The sequence below is a fragment of the Bradyrhizobium sp. 35 genome, from assembly GCF_023073215.1.
Classification (GTDB): Bacteria; Pseudomonadota; Alphaproteobacteria; order Rhizobiales; family Xanthobacteraceae; genus Bradyrhizobium; species Bradyrhizobium canariense_D.
Window position 1 is genome coordinate 103818 of sequence record NZ_JADPJC010000053.1, and the last position, 15296, is coordinate 119113.

The following is a 15296-nucleotide window of genomic DNA, read 5'->3' on the forward strand; positions in this document are numbered from 1 at the left end:
AGAAGTCTAGAGAAGAAACGCCCAAGGAAAAGGTTCGAGGAAAGGTACAAGCGATGCAGTTGAAAGACGTAGCCGTTCTCATCACCGGCGGCGGGTCGGGCCTTGGTGCCGCGACCGCCCGCGCCATGGCCGCCAAGGGCGCCAAGATCGGCGTGATCGACCAGAGCAAGGAAAACGCCGAGAAGGTCGCCGCCGAAGTGAAGGGCATCGCGCTTCATGCCGACGTCACCAGCGAGGAGCAGATCAAGGCGGCGATCGCCAATGCGGAAGCCGCGCACGGCGTCGCGCGCGTGCTGATGAACTGCGCCGGCATCGGCGGCTCGCAGCGCATCGTCGGCCGCGATGGAGTCTACCCGCTGGAAAAGTTCGCGCGCATCATCAACGTCAATTTGATCGGCACGTTCAACTGCCTGCGTCTGTTCGCCGAGCGCTTGGTCACGATCGAGCCGGTCGGTGAAGAGCGCGGCGTCATCGTCAACACTGCTTCGGTCGCGGCTTACGAAGGCCAGATCGGCCAGATCGCCTATGCAGCGTCGAAGGGCGGCGTCGTCGGTCTCACGCTGCCGGCCGCGCGCGACCTCGCGAGCCAGAAGATCCGCGTCAACACCATCGCCCCCGGGCTATTCCTGACGCCGCTGCTGATGGGCTTGAACGAAGAGGCCCGCAAGAGCCTCGGTGCCCAGGTGCCGCATCCTGCGCGTCTCGGCGACGCCAATGAATACGGGTCGCTGGCCGTGCACATCGTCGAGAACCCAATGCTCAATGGCGAAACCATTCGCCTCGACGGCGCGATCCGCATGGCGCCGCGGTAGAGCTCTTTTTCCTTCTCCCCTTGTGGGAGAAGGTGGCGCGCTCCTGAGCGCGCCGGATGAGGGGTTCTCTCCACGATCTCACCTGTGGAGGCAGACCCCTCACCCGAGCGAATGCGCGGCGCGTGACGTACATGCCCTCTCCCACAAGGGAGAGGGCGCAGTAATCGGCACCATCGTTGCGGATGAAGGAAGTCGCGCGCATGTCCCAACCGCTGCTGATCGAGCACAATGACGGCGTCGACACCGTGACGCTCAATCGTCCTGAACACCTCAACGCGCTCGATCCTGCGTTGATCGACGCGCTCAACGTCTACTTCCAAGGCCTTCAGCGCAACCGCGACACGCGCGTCGTGGTGTTGAAGGGCGCCGGCAAGAATTTCTGTGCGGGCCTCGACCTCAAGGCGGCGATGGCGCGCCGTGCCGGCCAGCAGGAGCCGCCTGATGTCACCGAGTCGCTGGATTCGCAGCGGCGCATCGCCGACATCGTGATGCTGATGCGGCGCTGTCCGCAGCCGATCCTCGCGCTGGTACAGGGCGCGGCGGCCGGCGGCGGCTTTGCGCTGGCGCTCGCCTCCGACATCCGCATTGCGACGAGATCGGCGCGGATGAACTGCGCCTTCATCAAGCTCGGCCTTGGCGGCTGCGACATTGGCACCAGTTATTTTCTTCCACGCCTTGTCGGTGTCACCGTGGCATCGGAGCTGATCCTCACGGGACGCTTCATCGGCGCCGAGCGGGCGCTCGCGGTCGGGCTGGTCTCCGAGGTCGTCGACGAGGACAAGCTCGATGAGGCCGCCGAACCCTATGTCGACGCGATGATCACGGCCTCGCCCGTGGGCCTACGCCTGTCCAAAGAATGTCTCAACATGAGCGTCGATGCCGGATCGCTGGAAGCCGTAATCGCGATGGAGGATCGCAACCAGGTCCTGTGCAGCCGCTCCGAGGAATTTTCGGAAGGCATCAGGGCCTTCCTTGAGAAGCGAAAGCCTGTCTATATCAGGCGCTGACAATGAAGATCCGTAAAGGACGAGAAATTCCGGGAGACGCACTATGAGTGGAAGCGCGGCGGCGGTGATGACGAAACCCGCCTTTCGCAAGGTCAAGTGGCTTGGGCGCGACATCGACGTCGAGCGCCGCGACGACGGCACGGTGGTGCTGAAGTCGCGCATCCCGCTGCAGACCTACGAGAAGCATATTCCGGCTTCGCTGGCAAAATGGGCGAAGGAAGCGCCAGAGCGGATCTGGCTTGCCCAGCGCGGTGGCCCGAACCGCGAATGGCGCAAATTGTCCTATGGCGAAGCCAAGCGCATCGTGGATGCGCTGACGCAAGGCCTGCTTAACCTTGCGCTCGACGGCCGCCCGGTCACAATCCTCTCCGGCAATTCGATCGAGCACGCGCTGATGACGCAGGCCGCGATGCAGGCGCGCGTGCCGGCCGCGCCGGTCTCGCCGGCCTACTCCTTGATGAGCCATGATCACGTCAAGCTGAAATACCTGTTCGACCTGATCAAGCCCGGCGTGGTGATGGTGCAGGACGGCCCGACCTTCGAGAAGGCGCTGAAAGCGCTCGATCTCACCGGCGTCACCATCGTTCACGTCTTGCGGCCCTGCGATGGCATCGAGAGCGTCAGTTTTGCCGAGCTCGCGGCGACAGCTGTGACTGCCGATGTCGAAGCGTCGATCGCGAAGATCACGCCTGAGACCGTCGGCAAACTGCTGTTCACGTCAGGCTCGACCGGCATGCCCAAGGCCGTCATCAACACGCAAGCGATGATGTGCGCCAATGCGGCCATGATGATGCAGGTGCGGCCACGCGATCCCGGCGGTCCGATCTCGACCATGCTGGACTGGATGCCCTGGAACCACACCATGGGCGGCAATGCGGCGTTCCACCCGATCCTGGTCGATGGCGGCACGCTCTATATCGATGACGGCCGTCCGATGCCGGGGCAGTTCGAGGAGACTCTCCGGAATCTGCGCGAGATCTCGCCGACCTATTACGCCAACGTCCCCGCCGGCTATGCCGCGCTCGCCGCCGCCATGGAGAAGGACGAGGCGCTGTGCCGCTCCTTCTTCAAGAATCTCTCGATCATGGCCTATGGCGGCGCGCGGCTGCCTGATGACCTCTACGACCGCATGCAGGCTCTCGCCGTGAAGACCACCGGCGAGCGCATCGTGTTCTACACCGGCTGGGGCTCGACCGAGACCGCGCCGACATCGACCGGTACCTATTGGGACACCGAGCGCGTCGGCCTGATCGGCCTGCCGTTCCCCGGCGTCGAGTTGAAGATGGTGCCGTTCGGCTCGAAATACGAGCTGCGTCTGCGCGGCGTCAACGTCACGCCGGGCTATTTCGGCCAGCCTGACCTGACGAAGAAGATGTTCGACGAGGAAGGTTTTTATTGCATCGGCGACGCCGGAATCTTCGTCGACGACACCGATCCGGTGAAGGGCATCATCTTTGCCGGCCGGGTGGTCGAAGATTTCAAGCTGACCACCGGCACCTTCGTCCATGTCGGCTCGCTGCGCACCGATGCGATCGCCGCCGCGACGCCCGTCGTGCATGATGCCCTGGTCGCGGGGCAGGATCGCGCCTTCATCGGCTTGCTGGCCTGGCCGAACCTGCATGCCTGCCGTCAACTCGTCGGCAAGCCTGATCTCAGCTTCGAGGATGCAGTGACGCATCCCGAGGTGATCGCTTGCTTCAGGCGCGGGCTGGAAGCTCACAACCGGGAGTGCGAAGGCGCCAGCAGCCGCATCATCGCGCGCGCCATGCTGATGGCGGAACCGCCTTCGATCGACGGCAACGAGCTCACCGACAAGGGCTACATCAACCAGCGCGCCGGCCTGGAACGTCGTGCCGCGCTGGTGGGGCGGCTCTATGCTGACAAGCCTGACCAGGACGTCATCATTCTCAAGTAATCGACATCAGCAACACGGATACGCGCCATGAATTTCGATTTCTCCGACGACCAGAAGCAGCTCCGCGATCAGGCGCGCAAATTCCTCACCGAGAAGTGCCCACCCAAGGCAGTGCGCGCAGTCCTCGACGGCAAGGTGCCGTACGACAAGGAGCTGTGGAAAGGCCTCGCCGAGATGGGTTTTCTCGGCGTCGCCATTCCCGAGGATTTTGGTGGCGCCGGCGCCGGTCATCTCGAACTTTGCGTGATCGCCGAAGAGATGGGCCGGGCGAACGCACCGGTGCCGTTCTCCTCGACTGTTTACCTGGCTGCCGAAGCGCTGCTGATCGCGGGCAGTGACGCGCAGAAGAAAAAATGGTTGCCGGCCATTGCCTCGGGCGAGGCGATCGGCACGCTGGCGCTGTTCGAGGGCAAGGGCAATCCGTCACCGAAGAACGTCAAGCTCACGGCTGCGAATGGCGTGCTCAACGGGGTCAAGAAGCCGGTCGCCGATGGTACGATCGCCGACTTCGCGGTGGTGGCGGCACGCACGGGATCGAGCGGACGCGACGGCGACATCTCCTTGTTCATTGTCGATCTCAGGGCCGGCGGAGTCGAGGTGAAAAGCCTGACCAATCTCGATCCGACCCGCGGGCAGGCGGAGATCACTTTCAGGGATTGCAAGGCCGAGCCCCTGGGCGCGGCCGGCGAAGGCTGGAGCATCTTGACTCAAGTGCTCGATCGCGCTGCGGTGCTCTGCGCATTCGAGCAGGTGGGCGGCTCCGACCGCGCGCTGGAGATGGGCCGCGACTACGCGCTCGACCGCATCGCCTTCGGGCGACAGATCGGCTCGTTCCAGGCCGTCAAGCACATGCTGGCGGACATGTACGTGTCGGCAACGCTGGCGCGTTCCAACAGCTATTACGGCGCCTGGGCGCTCTCGACCAACGCCGCGGAGCTGCCGGAAGCCGCCGCCGCGGCCCGCATCAGCGCGACGCAGGCGTTCCAGCACTGCGCCAAGAACAACATCCAGGTTCACGGCGGCATGGGTTTCACCTGGGAGTTCGACTGCCACATGTACTACCGCCGCGCCAACGCGATGGCGCTCGGGCTCGGCAGCCTGTCCTATTGGGAAGACCAGTTGATCGACCGCATGCGCAAGAAGAACGCGGCGTAGGCGAAAGGCAACGTCATGAACTTCGACGACACTCTGCAAGAAGCCGAATTTCGCGCCACGGCTCGCGCCTGGATCGCGGCAAATGCGCCCAAGCAGTACGAGGAGGAGCTTCGCAAGTCCTCGCTCGGCCGCACGCAATTGAAGAACGCCAACATTCTGGAAGTGGCAAAGGCCTGGCAGAAGAAGAAGGCAGATGCCGGCTGGGCCTGCCTGCATTGGCCGAAGGAGTATGGTGGCCGCGGTTCGTCGCCGATCGAACGTGTGATCTGGCAGCAGGAAGAAGGGCCGTTCGGCCAGCTATCCCGCATGTTCATCATCGGCCACGGCATGTGCGGGCCGACCATGATGGCGTTCGCGCGCGAGGAGCATAAGCGCGCCTATTTGCCGCCACTCGCCTCCGGCGAAAAGGTCTGGTGCCAGCTGTTCTCCGAGCCCGCCGGCGGCTCCGACGTTGCGGGCCTACGCACGCGCGCCGAGAAGGATGGCGATGACTGGGTGATCAACGGCCAGAAGATCTGGACGTCGGGCGCGCACTATTCCGATTACGGCATTCTGCTCACCCGCACCGATCCGACCGTGCCCAAGCACAAGGGCCTTACCATGTTCTTCCTGGACATGAAGAGCCCTGGCGTCGAGGTGCGGCCGATCAAGCAGGCGAGCGGCGCTTCCGACTTCAACGAAGTCTATTTCACCAACGTCCGCATTCCCGATCACCAGCGCCTCGGCGAGGTCGGTGACGGCTGGAACGTCTCGCTGACCACGCTGATGAACGAGCGCAGCGCGATCGGCGCGGCCGTCTCGACCGGCTTCCCCGAGCTGTTCGAATATTGCTCCAGCCTGATGCTGGACGATGGCCCGGCAATCGAGGACCGCGCGGTGCGCGCGAAGCTGGCGAGCTGGGCGGCGAAAGCGAGCGGACTGAAATACACCAGCATGCGCGCGATCTCGGCGCTGTCGAAGGGCGAGCGTCCGGGACCGGAGAACTCCATTGGCAAGCTGGTCGCGGGCTCCATGATCCAGGATGTCGCGACCTATGCGCTGGATCTGCAAGGCGCTGCCGGTGTGATCAGCGGTGCCGAAGATTCCGAACTCGCCGGCCGCTTCCAGGCGATGCTGCTGCGCGCGCCGGGAACCCGTGTCGAAGGCGGCACTGACGAGATCATGCGCAACATCATCGCCGAGCGGGTGCTGGGCCTGCCCGGCGACATCCGTGTCGACAAGGACGTGCCGTTCAACAGGATCCTGACGAAGGGAAGAGGCTGATGATCCTCATCCTGAGGAGCCGCGGAGCGCGGCGTCTCGAAGGATGCAGGCCCAACGGGGGCCTCGTGGGTCGAGGCGGCGCTGCGCGCCACTCACCATGAGGGACTAAGACAGAGCAAGAACGAAGAGGTCCGCCATGAATTTCGACGACACCCCGCAGGAAGCCGCCTTCCGCGAGACCGCGCGCAAATGGGTTGAGGCCAACGCGCCGAAGGAGTTTTTGGCTGAGCTGTCAAAATCCTCGCTCGGCCGCATCCGGCTGGCCAACCACGACATCGTCGATGTCGGCAAGGCCTGGCAGAAGAAGAAGGCCGAAGGCAATTGGGCCTGCCTGCATTGGCCCAAGGAATATGGCGGCCGCGGTGCGACGCCGATCGAGCGCGTGATCTGGCAGCAGGAGGAAGGCGTCTATGGCAAGCTGACGCAGCCGTTCCAGATCGGCGAGGGCATGTGCGGGCCAACCGTGATGGCTTTTGGCAGCGAGGAGGCCAAGCGGCGCCATTTGCCGAAGCTGGCCGCGGGCGAGGAGATCTGGTGCCAGCTGTTCTCCGAGCCATCAGCGGGCTCTGACGTCGCGGGCTTGCGCACGCGCGCGGAGAAGAAGGGCGACAATTGGGTCGTCAACGGCCAGAAGATCTGGACCTCGGGTGCGCACTATTCCGACTACGGACTTTTGATCGCGCGCACCGATCCCAATGTGCCCAAGCACAAAGGTCTCACCATGTTCTTCCTGGACATGAAGAGCCCCGGCGTCGAGGTGCGCCCGATCAAGCAGGCCAACGGCATGCAGGAGTTCAACGAGGTCTATTTCACCGACGTCGTCATTCCCGACAGCCAGCGTCTTGGCGCCATCGGCGAGGGCTGGAGCGTGTCGCTGACCACGCTGATGAACGAGCGCATGTCGATCGGCTCGCGGCTTGCGACCGGCGTCCCGGAGATGTTCGAGTTCTGCTCCAACCTGATGCTGGAGGATGGCCCCGCCATCGACGATCCCGCCGTGCGCTCAAAACTCGCGAGCTGGGCGGTGAAGTCGAGCGGGCTGAAATACACCAGCTACCGCGCGATCTCGGCGCTGTCCAAGGGCGAGCGGCCGGGACCGGAAAATTCGATCGGCAAGCTCGTCTCCGGCATGATGCTACAGGACATCGCAACCTATGCCATGGACCTCCAGGGCGCGGCCGGCGTTCTCACCGGCACGGACGAGGAGACCGTGCAGGGCCAGTTCCAGCAGATGCTGCTGTCCTCGCCTTCGATGCGCATCGCGGGCGGCACCGACGAGATCTTGCGCAACATCATCGCCGAGCGCGTGCTGGGATTGCCGGGCGACATCCGCGTGGACAAGGACGTGCCGTACAACAAGATTCCGACCAAGGGGCGTTGACATCTCGTGTCCCGGACGCGCGAAGCGCGAGCCGGGACCCAAGAGCCATAATAGACAGGCCACAATGGGCCCCGCCTCAGCGCCGCATCACTTCGTGCTGCGTCGCGTCCGGGGCACGAAAGCGAGCTTAAGCAATGGACGCTGCAGTCAATCATAACAACCGCATCGGCGTGCTCGAAGAGCTGCTCAACGAGCGCTACTCGGTGCGCGCCTTCCTGGCCAAGGAAGTCGATCGCGCGACGATCGAGCACGTGCTGACCACCGCCCAGCGCACGGCGTCCTGGTGCAACAGCCAGCCCTGGCAGGTCGTCATCGCCAGCGGCGAGGCCAAGGAGCGTTTCCGCAAGCTGATCTACAAGGAGGCTTCGGGCGGGCTCGGGGACGACTATGATTTCACGCCGCCGCGCGAATATCTCGGCGCTTATCTCGAACGCCGCCGCGAGAGCGGTTTTCAGCTCTACAACACGCTCGGCATCGCGCGCGGAGACAAGATGGCCTATGCCAAGCAGGCGCTGGAGAACTACAATTTCTTCGGCGCGCCGCATGTGGCCATCATCCATACCGACGAGCCGCTCGGCATCTACGGTGCGATCGATTGCGGCGCCTATGTCTCGAACTTCATGCTGGTCGCGCAGGCGCTCGGGCTCGGCACAATTCCGCAGGCGGCGCTCGCGCGCCACTCCGGCCTGATCCGCCGCCATTTCAATTTGCCTGATGATCGCCGCATCGTTTGCGGTATCTCGTTCGGCTATGCCGACAATGCCCACAAGGTCAACAGCTACCGGACGTCGCGTGCGAGCCTGGCCGAGACCGTGACCTTCGTGGACGAGTGATCGAGGCGATGCACGCTTCGTATTGGACGTGATCCCGTTCGCGCGAAAAGACGGCCGCGGATGCGGCCGCCTTCATCGCGGTCTCAGTTCGATTGACGCCGGCCGTCAGCCGCCGCTGCCGCCGATCACGGCGCGAATGGTCTCGTCGGGCCCGAAATCCTCGGCGCCGTCGACATAGAGCAGCGCCGCGAGCTTGGAGCGCGCACGGTTGACGCGGCTCTTGATCGTGCCGACTGCGCAGCCGCAGATCGAAGCCGCGTCCTCATAGGAGAAGCCGGAGGCGCCGACGAGGATCAGCGCTTCACGCTGGTCCTGCGGAAGCTTGTCGAGCGCCGTGCGGAATTCCTCGAACTCAAGATGGGCGTTCTGCGAGGGCTGCGTCTTCAGCGTCTTAGCATAATTGCCTTCGGCATCCTCGACTTCCCGCCGCCGCTTGCGATAGTCGGAGCGGAACAGGTTGCGCAGGATCGTGAACAGCCATGCCGGCAGATTGGAGCCGGGCTGGAACGAGTCGATGTTGGCGAGCGCCCGCAACAGCGTCTCCTGGACCAAATCGTCGGCGCGGTCCGCATTGCCGCTGAGCGAGATGGCAAACGCGCGCAGACTGGGCACGGCCGCCAGGATGTCGTTACGCAGGGAATCCGTGAGAGGCATCAATCCCTCCCATTGTTGTCGTTAGAGCCGCCACCATTTTCCACTTGGGGGGTCGCTCCCGGCGCATCAAGTTTCTTGATCAGTTCCGCGAACCGGTCCGGAACCCCCTGCCGCACCACGTCGTCGTACATGGCGCGCAGCTGGTGCCCGATCCGGGACTGGATCTCCGGAGTGAGCCCTCCCTTGCCGGGGGTCGTGCTTTTGCTGGCTTGAGACTTGAGATCTTTCATGACCTGTTCCACGTTTCCCCGAGTTAAGTAGCTGTAAAATCGAGAAGTTCTCTCAACCGGGAGCCGTTCCCTGGATAGGCTCAATGCGAGCTGCGAGAAAAAGTTCCGCCCCCATGCGGAACTTTTCTTGGTCTGAGGCGTAATCAGCCCAGCAGGGGAACCCGGGCCCCCCGCCTAACGCCTGCACGTCAAGGTCGGCCCGAAGATGATATGGAGTGGGGATGTCCCGTTCACAGCTCGTTGCTGAACACTTGCCGTTGTTGCGCCGGTACGCACGCGCCCTGACGGGCAGCCAGTCCTCCGGTGACGCCTATGTCGCAGCCATGTTGGAAGCCATGCTGGGAGATCCGTCGGTGCTCGACGAGAGCCACGGGCCGCGCGCCGGCCTGTTCCGGCTGTTCACCCAAATCTGGAATTCCGTTTCCGTCAACGACGATTCCGAGGTGACGAACCTGCCGATGCCGCCGGAGCGGCGGCTGTCCAACATCACGCCCTTGCCGCGGCAAGCCTTCCTGCTGCTCTCGCTCGAGGGATTTTCGGAAGAAGAGGTCGGCTACATTCTCGGCACCGACGTCGGTGAGACGCGCCGGCTTGCGGATGCCGCAGGGCGTGAGATGGCAGCCGAGATCGCCACTGACGTGCTGATCATCGAGGATGAGACCTTCATCGCCATGGATCTCGAGAGCCTGGTGAAGAACCTCGGCCACAATGTCGTCGGCGTCGCCCGCACCCACGCCGATGCGGTCGCGCTGGCAAAGAACAAGCGACCGGGCCTGATCCTCGCCGACATCCAGCTCGCCGACGGCTCGTCGGGCCTCGACGCCGTCAACGAGCTGCTCCGCACCTTCGAAGTGCCGGTGGTGTTCATCACCGCATACCCCGAGCGCTTCCTCACCGGCGAGCGACCGGAGCCGGCCTTCCTGATCTCGAAACCGTTCCAGCCGGCGATGGTGTCGGCGGTGGCGAGCCAGGCGCTGTTCTTCCAGCGCAACTCCCGCAACCGCGCGCCGAAGGTACCGGCGGCGTAACGAAGGCGCCAGCGCCCGGCATTTTGACGAAATCCGATCCGGCGTGCCGCAAGGTGCGCCGGATTTTTGTTGATCCGGTTGTCACGCTTGACGGCCATCGAATTCGCCGCTCATACCTCGCGCAGCGGCCGTTGCAGCCGCGGTGCCATCGGAGACGTGTTCATGGACCAGCAACTCCTCGATCGCCTCGCCATCCGCGACCTCGTCGAGAACTGGGCGGTGTGGCGCGATGCCGGCGATTGGGAGCGTTTTGCCACCGTCTGGCACGAGGAAGGCTGGATGTCCGCCACCTGGTTTCAGGGGCCGGCGCGGGATTTCATGCGGGTCAGCCAGGAGGGGTTCGCCAAGGGCGTGCGCATCCTGCATTTCCTCGGTGGCTGCAGCATCGATCTCGAGGGGGCGCGCGCCATCGCGCAGACCAAGATGACCATCTCGCAGCGCGCACCGGTGCACGACGTGCCCTGCGACGTCGTCTGCACCGGGCGCTTCTACGATTTCCTGGAGAAGCGGCAGGGAAAATGGGGCATCGTCCGCCGCCAGCCGATCTACGAGAAGGACCGGATCGACCCGGTTGATCCCTCCGCGACGCTTCAGCTCGACCAGAAAGCCCTTGCCGCGCTGCCCGAAGGCTACCGCCACCTCGCCTACATGCAGGAGCTGATCGGCTACAAGGTCAAGCGCGACATGCCAGGCCTCACCGGGCCCGAGGTTGAGAAGCTCTATGCGGAGGGGCGGGAGTGGCTTGCGGGGAAGGCGAACTGAACGCCAGACAAAAGTAAGGCGCGACTGGCATCACCACAGTCGCGCCCTACGTCGCCGGCTTATGGGGCAGGGGGGAATAGCCGGCTGTTGATACGACTCCCGTCCCTGAAAGTCGTTCCAGGGGGTTGCAAAATTTTTCGTGGGGCCATCCTTTTCGCACCCTGCCTTTTCGCACACGGTTAAGTGATCTTAACGCCTGAGAACTCTGGGTCCTCTCCTCGCGTTGTTCCCGCGATCGCCATGGGGCGAGGGACCGACAGCCATGTCACAGATTCAAAAGGTATTTTTAGGCGCCGTCGCGATCGCCGCGACGCTTGGCGCCGTCCAGGTCGGCGCCGTGCAGCTGGCCTCCGGCCATGATCCGGCCGACCGCTGGCAGGCGGTCGCTGACAAGCCGGGCCATAACGTCAATCGCTCCAGCAAAGCGGACCGGCTGGCCGACATCAAGCAGGCTGAGGTTCCGACCCGCACCGTGTCGATGCGGCTGAACGATCTGGCCGACACGTCGGTGCTGCTGCGGGTCCCCGCGGTGATCGAGACCGGCAACGCCAAGCCGCCGGTGTTGCTCCCGGACCAGAAGCAGAGCCGCAAAAAGCCGACGATCGCCTGCGAGCCGATGGTCAGCTCCCTGACCGAGGTCGCAAAGCTGCTCCAACCCGGCCGCTGTGTGACTTGATCGGCTTTGGCCACGGACAAGTCGCCCTCCGCCCGGAGGGCGATTGCTGACGTCTACTTGATCCCCTGCCCCCTCGCGTTATATCCCGGGTTTCTTCCTCTTTGGATTGACCGGGTAAACGCATGACGACGTCAGACACGGCTGTGCATACGCAGCCCTTCCAGGCCGAGGTTTCCGAGCTTCTGCACCTGATGGTGCATTCCGTCTATTCCGAGACCGATATCTTCCTGCGCGAGCTCGTCTCCAATGCCTCTGACGCCTGCGACAAGCTGCGCTATGAGGCCATCGCGAATCCGGCGCTGCTGGGCGAAGGCGACGCGCTCAAGATCCGGATCATTCCGAACAAGACGGCCGGAACGCTTGCGATCGCCGACAATGGCATTGGCATGGAGCGGCAGGAGCTGATCGACCACCTCGGCACCATCGCCCGCTCGGGCACCAAGGCCTTCGTATCGAAGCTCAAGGAGGCCAAGGATGGTCTCGGCCTGATCGGCCAGTTCGGCGTCGGCTTCTATTCCGCCTTCATGGTAGCCGACAAGATCGTCGTGGTGAGCCGCCGCGCCGGCGAGAGCGACGTCTGGACCTGGACGTCCTCGGGCGGCTCGGGCTTCGAGATCGCGCGTGCCAGCGAGGAGGATGCGGGCCGCGTGCAGCGCGGCACCGAGATCGTCCTGCATCTCAAGGACGATGCGAAGAAATATCTCGAAGCTTACGAGATCGAACGTATCGTCGGCGCTTATTCCGACAACATCCTCTTCCCCATCGAGCTCGTGCCTGAAGGGGGCGAACCGCGTCAGATCAATTCTGCGAGCGCGCTGTGGCAGCGCTCGAAATCCGAGCTCACGCCGGAAGACTACAAGAAGGCCTATCAGCAGATCGCCTCCGCCTTCGACGATCCCGCGATGACGCTGCATTATCGCGCGGAGGGACGTTACTCCTACGCCGTGCTGCTGTTCGCGCCCTCGACGAAGCCGTTCGACCTGTTCGAACCGAACCGCAAGGGGCGCGTCAAGCTCTATGTCCGCCGCGTGTTCATCACTGACGATGCCGATCTGCTGCCGGGCTATCTCCGCTTCATCCGCGGCGTCGTCGACAGCGAGGATCTCCCGCTCAACATTTCCCGCGAGATGCTTCAGAACAATCCGCAGCTCGCGCAGATCCGCAAGGCCGTGGCGACCCGCGTGCTGTCCGAGCTCGAAAGCCTGGCGGAGAAGGATCCGGAGAACTTCGCGAAGATCTGGGAGGCCTTCGGCGCGGTGCTGAAGGAAGGCATCTACGAGGATTTCGAACGCCGAGAAAAGCTGCTCGCGCTGTCGCGTTTCACCACGACCTCGGGCGAGAAGCGCTCGCTCAAGGACGTCGTCGCCGGTTTCAAGCCGAACCAGACCGAGATCTATTATCTCGTCGGCGACAGCATCGACCGGCTGAAGTCGAACCCCCGGCTCGAGGCGGCGACTGCGCGCGGCATCGAAGTTCTGCTGCTGTCCGATCCCGTCGACGCCTTCTGGACCTCGATGCCCTCGGAGTTTGACGGCAAGCCGCTGAAGTCGCTGAGCCAAGGCGATCTCAATCTCGACCTGATCCCGCGCGTCGACGAAGCCGACGAGGCGAAAAAGGACGAGCCGCCCGCCGACGAGGCCGCCACCATCGCGGTGATCAAGGCCGCGCTCGGCGAGCGCGTCAGCGACGTCAAGGCCTCGACGCGTCTTACCAGCTCCGCGTCCTGCCTCGTCGCCGACAGCCAGGGCCCGAGCCGCGAGCTCGAGCGCATCCTGTCTCAGCAGAACCGTGGCATGCGCACCAAGCCGATCCTTGAGATCAACCTGCGCCATCCGCTGGTGACGGCGATCACGAAGGCTCAGGCCGGCTCCAAGATGGTTGACGATCTCAGCCTGCTCCTGCTCGAACAGGCGCAGATCCTAGACGGCGAGCTGCCGGAGGACCCTGCGGCGTTTGCGGCAAGGTTGAACCGGCTGGTGTTGCAAGGGCTCGGCGCGTAGCGGGCGCAGTGCACCGCACTCACCTTGCCGTCATCTGCGCGCAGGAACGGTCGCCTCTGCCATGGTGTTATGCCATACGAGGTGGCCGGCATCCGGGCCGCCGACATGGCCGACATGACAGATTCGAGGATTTCTCCATGCGTTTGCCGATCCTGACCCTGACCGCAATTGCCACGCTGTTCGTGGCGGCAGATGCCAGCGCCCAGACCTACGATCCGCGTTACCCGGTGTGCATGCACGTCTATACGCCCGGTAGTTTTGGCGGGGGCGGTGGCGATTATTTCGATTGCTCCTTCACCTCGCTGCCGCAGTGCCGCGCCACGGCCTCGGGCCGCTCGGCAAGCTGCGACGTCAATCCCTACTATGCGTTCGACCAACCCCCGCCGCCGCCGCGCCGGCGCCACAAGAACGTGCACTAGCGATCCGCAACGGCCTTCAGGGGGAATTTTCATGCATCGCTTGTTCGGCCTGATCATGACCGTCGGTGCCCTGCTCACGGCCGCGCCGTCGCATGCACAGACCTTCGATCCGCGCTATCCCGTCTGCATGCACGTCTATTCCGGTGCAAACGGCGGTGGCGGGGAGTGGTACGATTGCTCCTTCACCTCAGTGCCGCAGTGCCGAGCTACGGCTTCCGGCCGCTCCGCCAGCTGCGATCTCAATCCGTATTATCCGTTCAACGCACCGCCGCAGCGCTTGCGCCATCAGCGAGGCGGCTAGGGCTCACCGCCCGTTCGGCCGTCAATCAGACGGAGTATGCAGGGCTAGCTGCCGTGGGGCGCCTCGTTGGCCGCGGTGACGATCGCGTCGGTCAACTGCCAGGTCATCTTGTCCGTGGTCCAGTCGCTTGCGTGCAGCCTGCTGTCGTCGCCCGGGTCGACCATGCGGTCGAACGAAATTCTTGCAACGTCGTGCCAGCCCTTCATCAGCGCGAAGCGGCGAAAGACGTTGACCCGCTTTGCATGCGCGATCTCGCTGATCGCTGCGACCATCGCGTTCGCCTTGTCGGCCTTGGCCGGCGTCAGCACCGCCGGCACATATTGCAGATCCATTAGGATGACGTCGATCCCTCCGTCCACAAGCAGCTGATCGACGCCGTCAGCGATGGCCCTCCTGGTTTCGTCGAAGGTCGGTGGATTCTGATCGGCCGATTGCCACACCGCATTGGTGCCGACCTGCCAGATCACGAGATCCGGCTTCTGGTCGAAGACGTCGTGCTTGAACCGCAAAAGCTCCTTGGGAGCCTCTTCGCCGCCGACGCCCCGGTTGATGACATCGATCCCGGGCTTCGGAAATATGCTCCGAAGGTCCGCCAGCAATCGTTGCGGATAGGGCGCGATGCCTCCTTCGCCCGCCGTGGTCGACGAGCCGATCGCGACCACCTTGACCTGTCCGCGCCTCAGGCCATTGGCAAAATTGGTCAGCGGCTGCTCGAACGGCGCGGCCTGGACGGGAAATTCAGACGAGCCGAGAGCCACAGGTCGTCTCCCTTTCGCAACCGGGACAATGCAGGGTCAAAAAGACTAACCCGTTTGCCCGGAGCCGCCTAGCCTCACGCCCCGACAACTGGCTTTGCTATT

The 15296-nt window shown here is 63.9% G+C and carries 16 protein-coding genes; 13 read left to right on the forward strand and 3 right to left on the reverse strand.

Annotation, left to right across the window (positions count from 1 at the left end; translation table 11 throughout):
* Positions 1 to 53 precede the first annotated feature (53 nt).
* The 7 genes from IVB36_RS10800 (at position 54) to IVB36_RS10830 (ending at position 8366) form a co-directional block, all read left to right on the forward strand.
* Positions 54 to 812: an SDR family NAD(P)-dependent oxidoreductase gene (locus tag IVB36_RS10800; protein WP_018453286.1), complete on the forward strand. Its 759-nt coding sequence runs from the start codon at positions 54 to 56 to the stop codon at positions 810 to 812.
* Positions 813 to 1012: 200 nt separating this feature from the next.
* On the forward strand, positions 1013 to 1819 hold the full coding sequence (locus tag IVB36_RS10805) for an enoyl-CoA hydratase/isomerase family protein (protein ID WP_026232504.1): 807 nt from the start codon (positions 1013 to 1015) through the stop codon (positions 1817 to 1819).
* 43 nt (positions 1820 to 1862) lie between these two features.
* Complete coding sequence (locus IVB36_RS10810) at positions 1863 to 3734, forward strand: AMP-binding protein (RefSeq protein ID WP_018453288.1); 1872 nt, start codon at positions 1863 to 1865, stop codon at positions 3732 to 3734.
* A gap of 27 nt (positions 3735 to 3761) precedes the next feature.
* A complete protein-coding gene (locus tag IVB36_RS10815; protein ID WP_018453289.1) occupies positions 3762 to 4889 on the forward strand; it encodes an acyl-CoA dehydrogenase family protein in 1128 nt (375 codons plus the stop codon).
* 15 nt (positions 4890 to 4904) lie between these two features.
* Positions 4905 to 6152, forward strand: a complete 1248-nt coding sequence (locus tag IVB36_RS10820) for an acyl-CoA dehydrogenase (protein ID WP_018453290.1) — start codon at positions 4905 to 4907, stop codon at positions 6150 to 6152.
* Between the two features lie 136 nt (positions 6153 to 6288).
* Positions 6289 to 7533 carry an acyl-CoA dehydrogenase gene (locus IVB36_RS10825; protein ID WP_247369047.1) on the forward strand — a complete coding sequence of 415 codons (1245 nt, stop codon included), beginning with the start codon at positions 6289 to 6291 and terminating at the stop codon, positions 7531 to 7533.
* A 134-nt stretch (positions 7534 to 7667) separates the two neighbouring features.
* A complete protein-coding gene (locus tag IVB36_RS10830) occupies positions 7668 to 8366 on the forward strand; it encodes a nitroreductase (protein ID WP_018453292.1) in 699 nt (232 codons plus the stop codon).
* A gap of 105 nt (positions 8367 to 8471) precedes the next feature.
* Here IVB36_RS10830 and IVB36_RS10835 read toward each other — a convergent pair whose 3' ends face one another.
* Positions 8472 to 9020, reverse strand: coding sequence for a sigma-70 family RNA polymerase sigma factor (locus IVB36_RS10835; RefSeq protein WP_007597240.1), 549 nt, complete (start codon positions 9018 to 9020; stop codon positions 8472 to 8474).
* Positions 9020 to 9250 carry a NepR family anti-sigma factor gene (locus IVB36_RS10840; protein WP_026232505.1) on the reverse strand — a complete coding sequence of 77 codons (231 nt, stop codon included), beginning with the start codon at positions 9248 to 9250 and terminating at the stop codon, positions 9020 to 9022. Before IVB36_RS10840 ends, IVB36_RS10835 begins: the two co-directional genes overlap by 1 nt.
* 221 nt (positions 9251 to 9471) lie before the next feature.
* On the opposite strand from IVB36_RS10840, the gene IVB36_RS10845 reads away from it, so the two are divergent.
* The 6 genes from IVB36_RS10845 to IVB36_RS10870 all read left to right on the forward strand — a co-directional run bounded on the left by IVB36_RS10845 (position 9472) and on the right by IVB36_RS10870 (position 14436).
* Complete coding sequence (locus IVB36_RS10845; protein ID WP_007597237.1) at positions 9472 to 10278, forward strand: response regulator; 807 nt, start codon at positions 9472 to 9474, stop codon at positions 10276 to 10278.
* Between the two features lie 162 nt (positions 10279 to 10440).
* Entirely contained in the window at positions 10441 to 11040 is a 600-nt protein-coding gene (locus IVB36_RS10850; protein WP_026232506.1) for a nuclear transport factor 2 family protein, read from the forward strand.
* 262 nt (positions 11041 to 11302) lie between these two features.
* The gene (locus IVB36_RS10855; protein ID WP_018453296.1) at positions 11303 to 11716 is read left to right on the forward strand and encodes a hypothetical protein; all 414 of its coding nucleotides are present in this window, start codon (positions 11303 to 11305) and stop codon (positions 11714 to 11716) included.
* Positions 11717 to 11838: 122 nt separating this feature from the next.
* A complete protein-coding gene (htpG, locus tag IVB36_RS10860; protein WP_247299309.1) occupies positions 11839 to 13716 on the forward strand; it encodes a molecular chaperone HtpG in 1878 nt (625 codons plus the stop codon).
* Positions 13717 to 13853: 137 nt separating this feature from the next.
* Positions 13854 to 14135, forward strand: coding sequence for a DUF3551 domain-containing protein (locus IVB36_RS10865; protein ID WP_018453298.1), 282 nt, complete (start codon positions 13854 to 13856; stop codon positions 14133 to 14135).
* A 31-nt stretch (positions 14136 to 14166) separates the two neighbouring features.
* Positions 14167 to 14436 (forward strand): DUF3551 domain-containing protein, encoded by a 270-nt coding sequence (locus IVB36_RS10870; protein WP_007597230.1) that lies wholly within the window; start codon positions 14167 to 14169, stop codon positions 14434 to 14436.
* Between the two features lie 44 nt (positions 14437 to 14480).
* Here IVB36_RS10870 and IVB36_RS10875 read toward each other — a convergent pair whose 3' ends face one another.
* The gene (locus IVB36_RS10875; protein ID WP_018453299.1) at positions 14481 to 15194 is read right to left on the reverse strand and encodes an SGNH/GDSL hydrolase family protein; all 714 of its coding nucleotides are present in this window, start codon (positions 15192 to 15194) and stop codon (positions 14481 to 14483) included.
* Positions 15195 to 15296 lie beyond the last annotated feature (102 nt).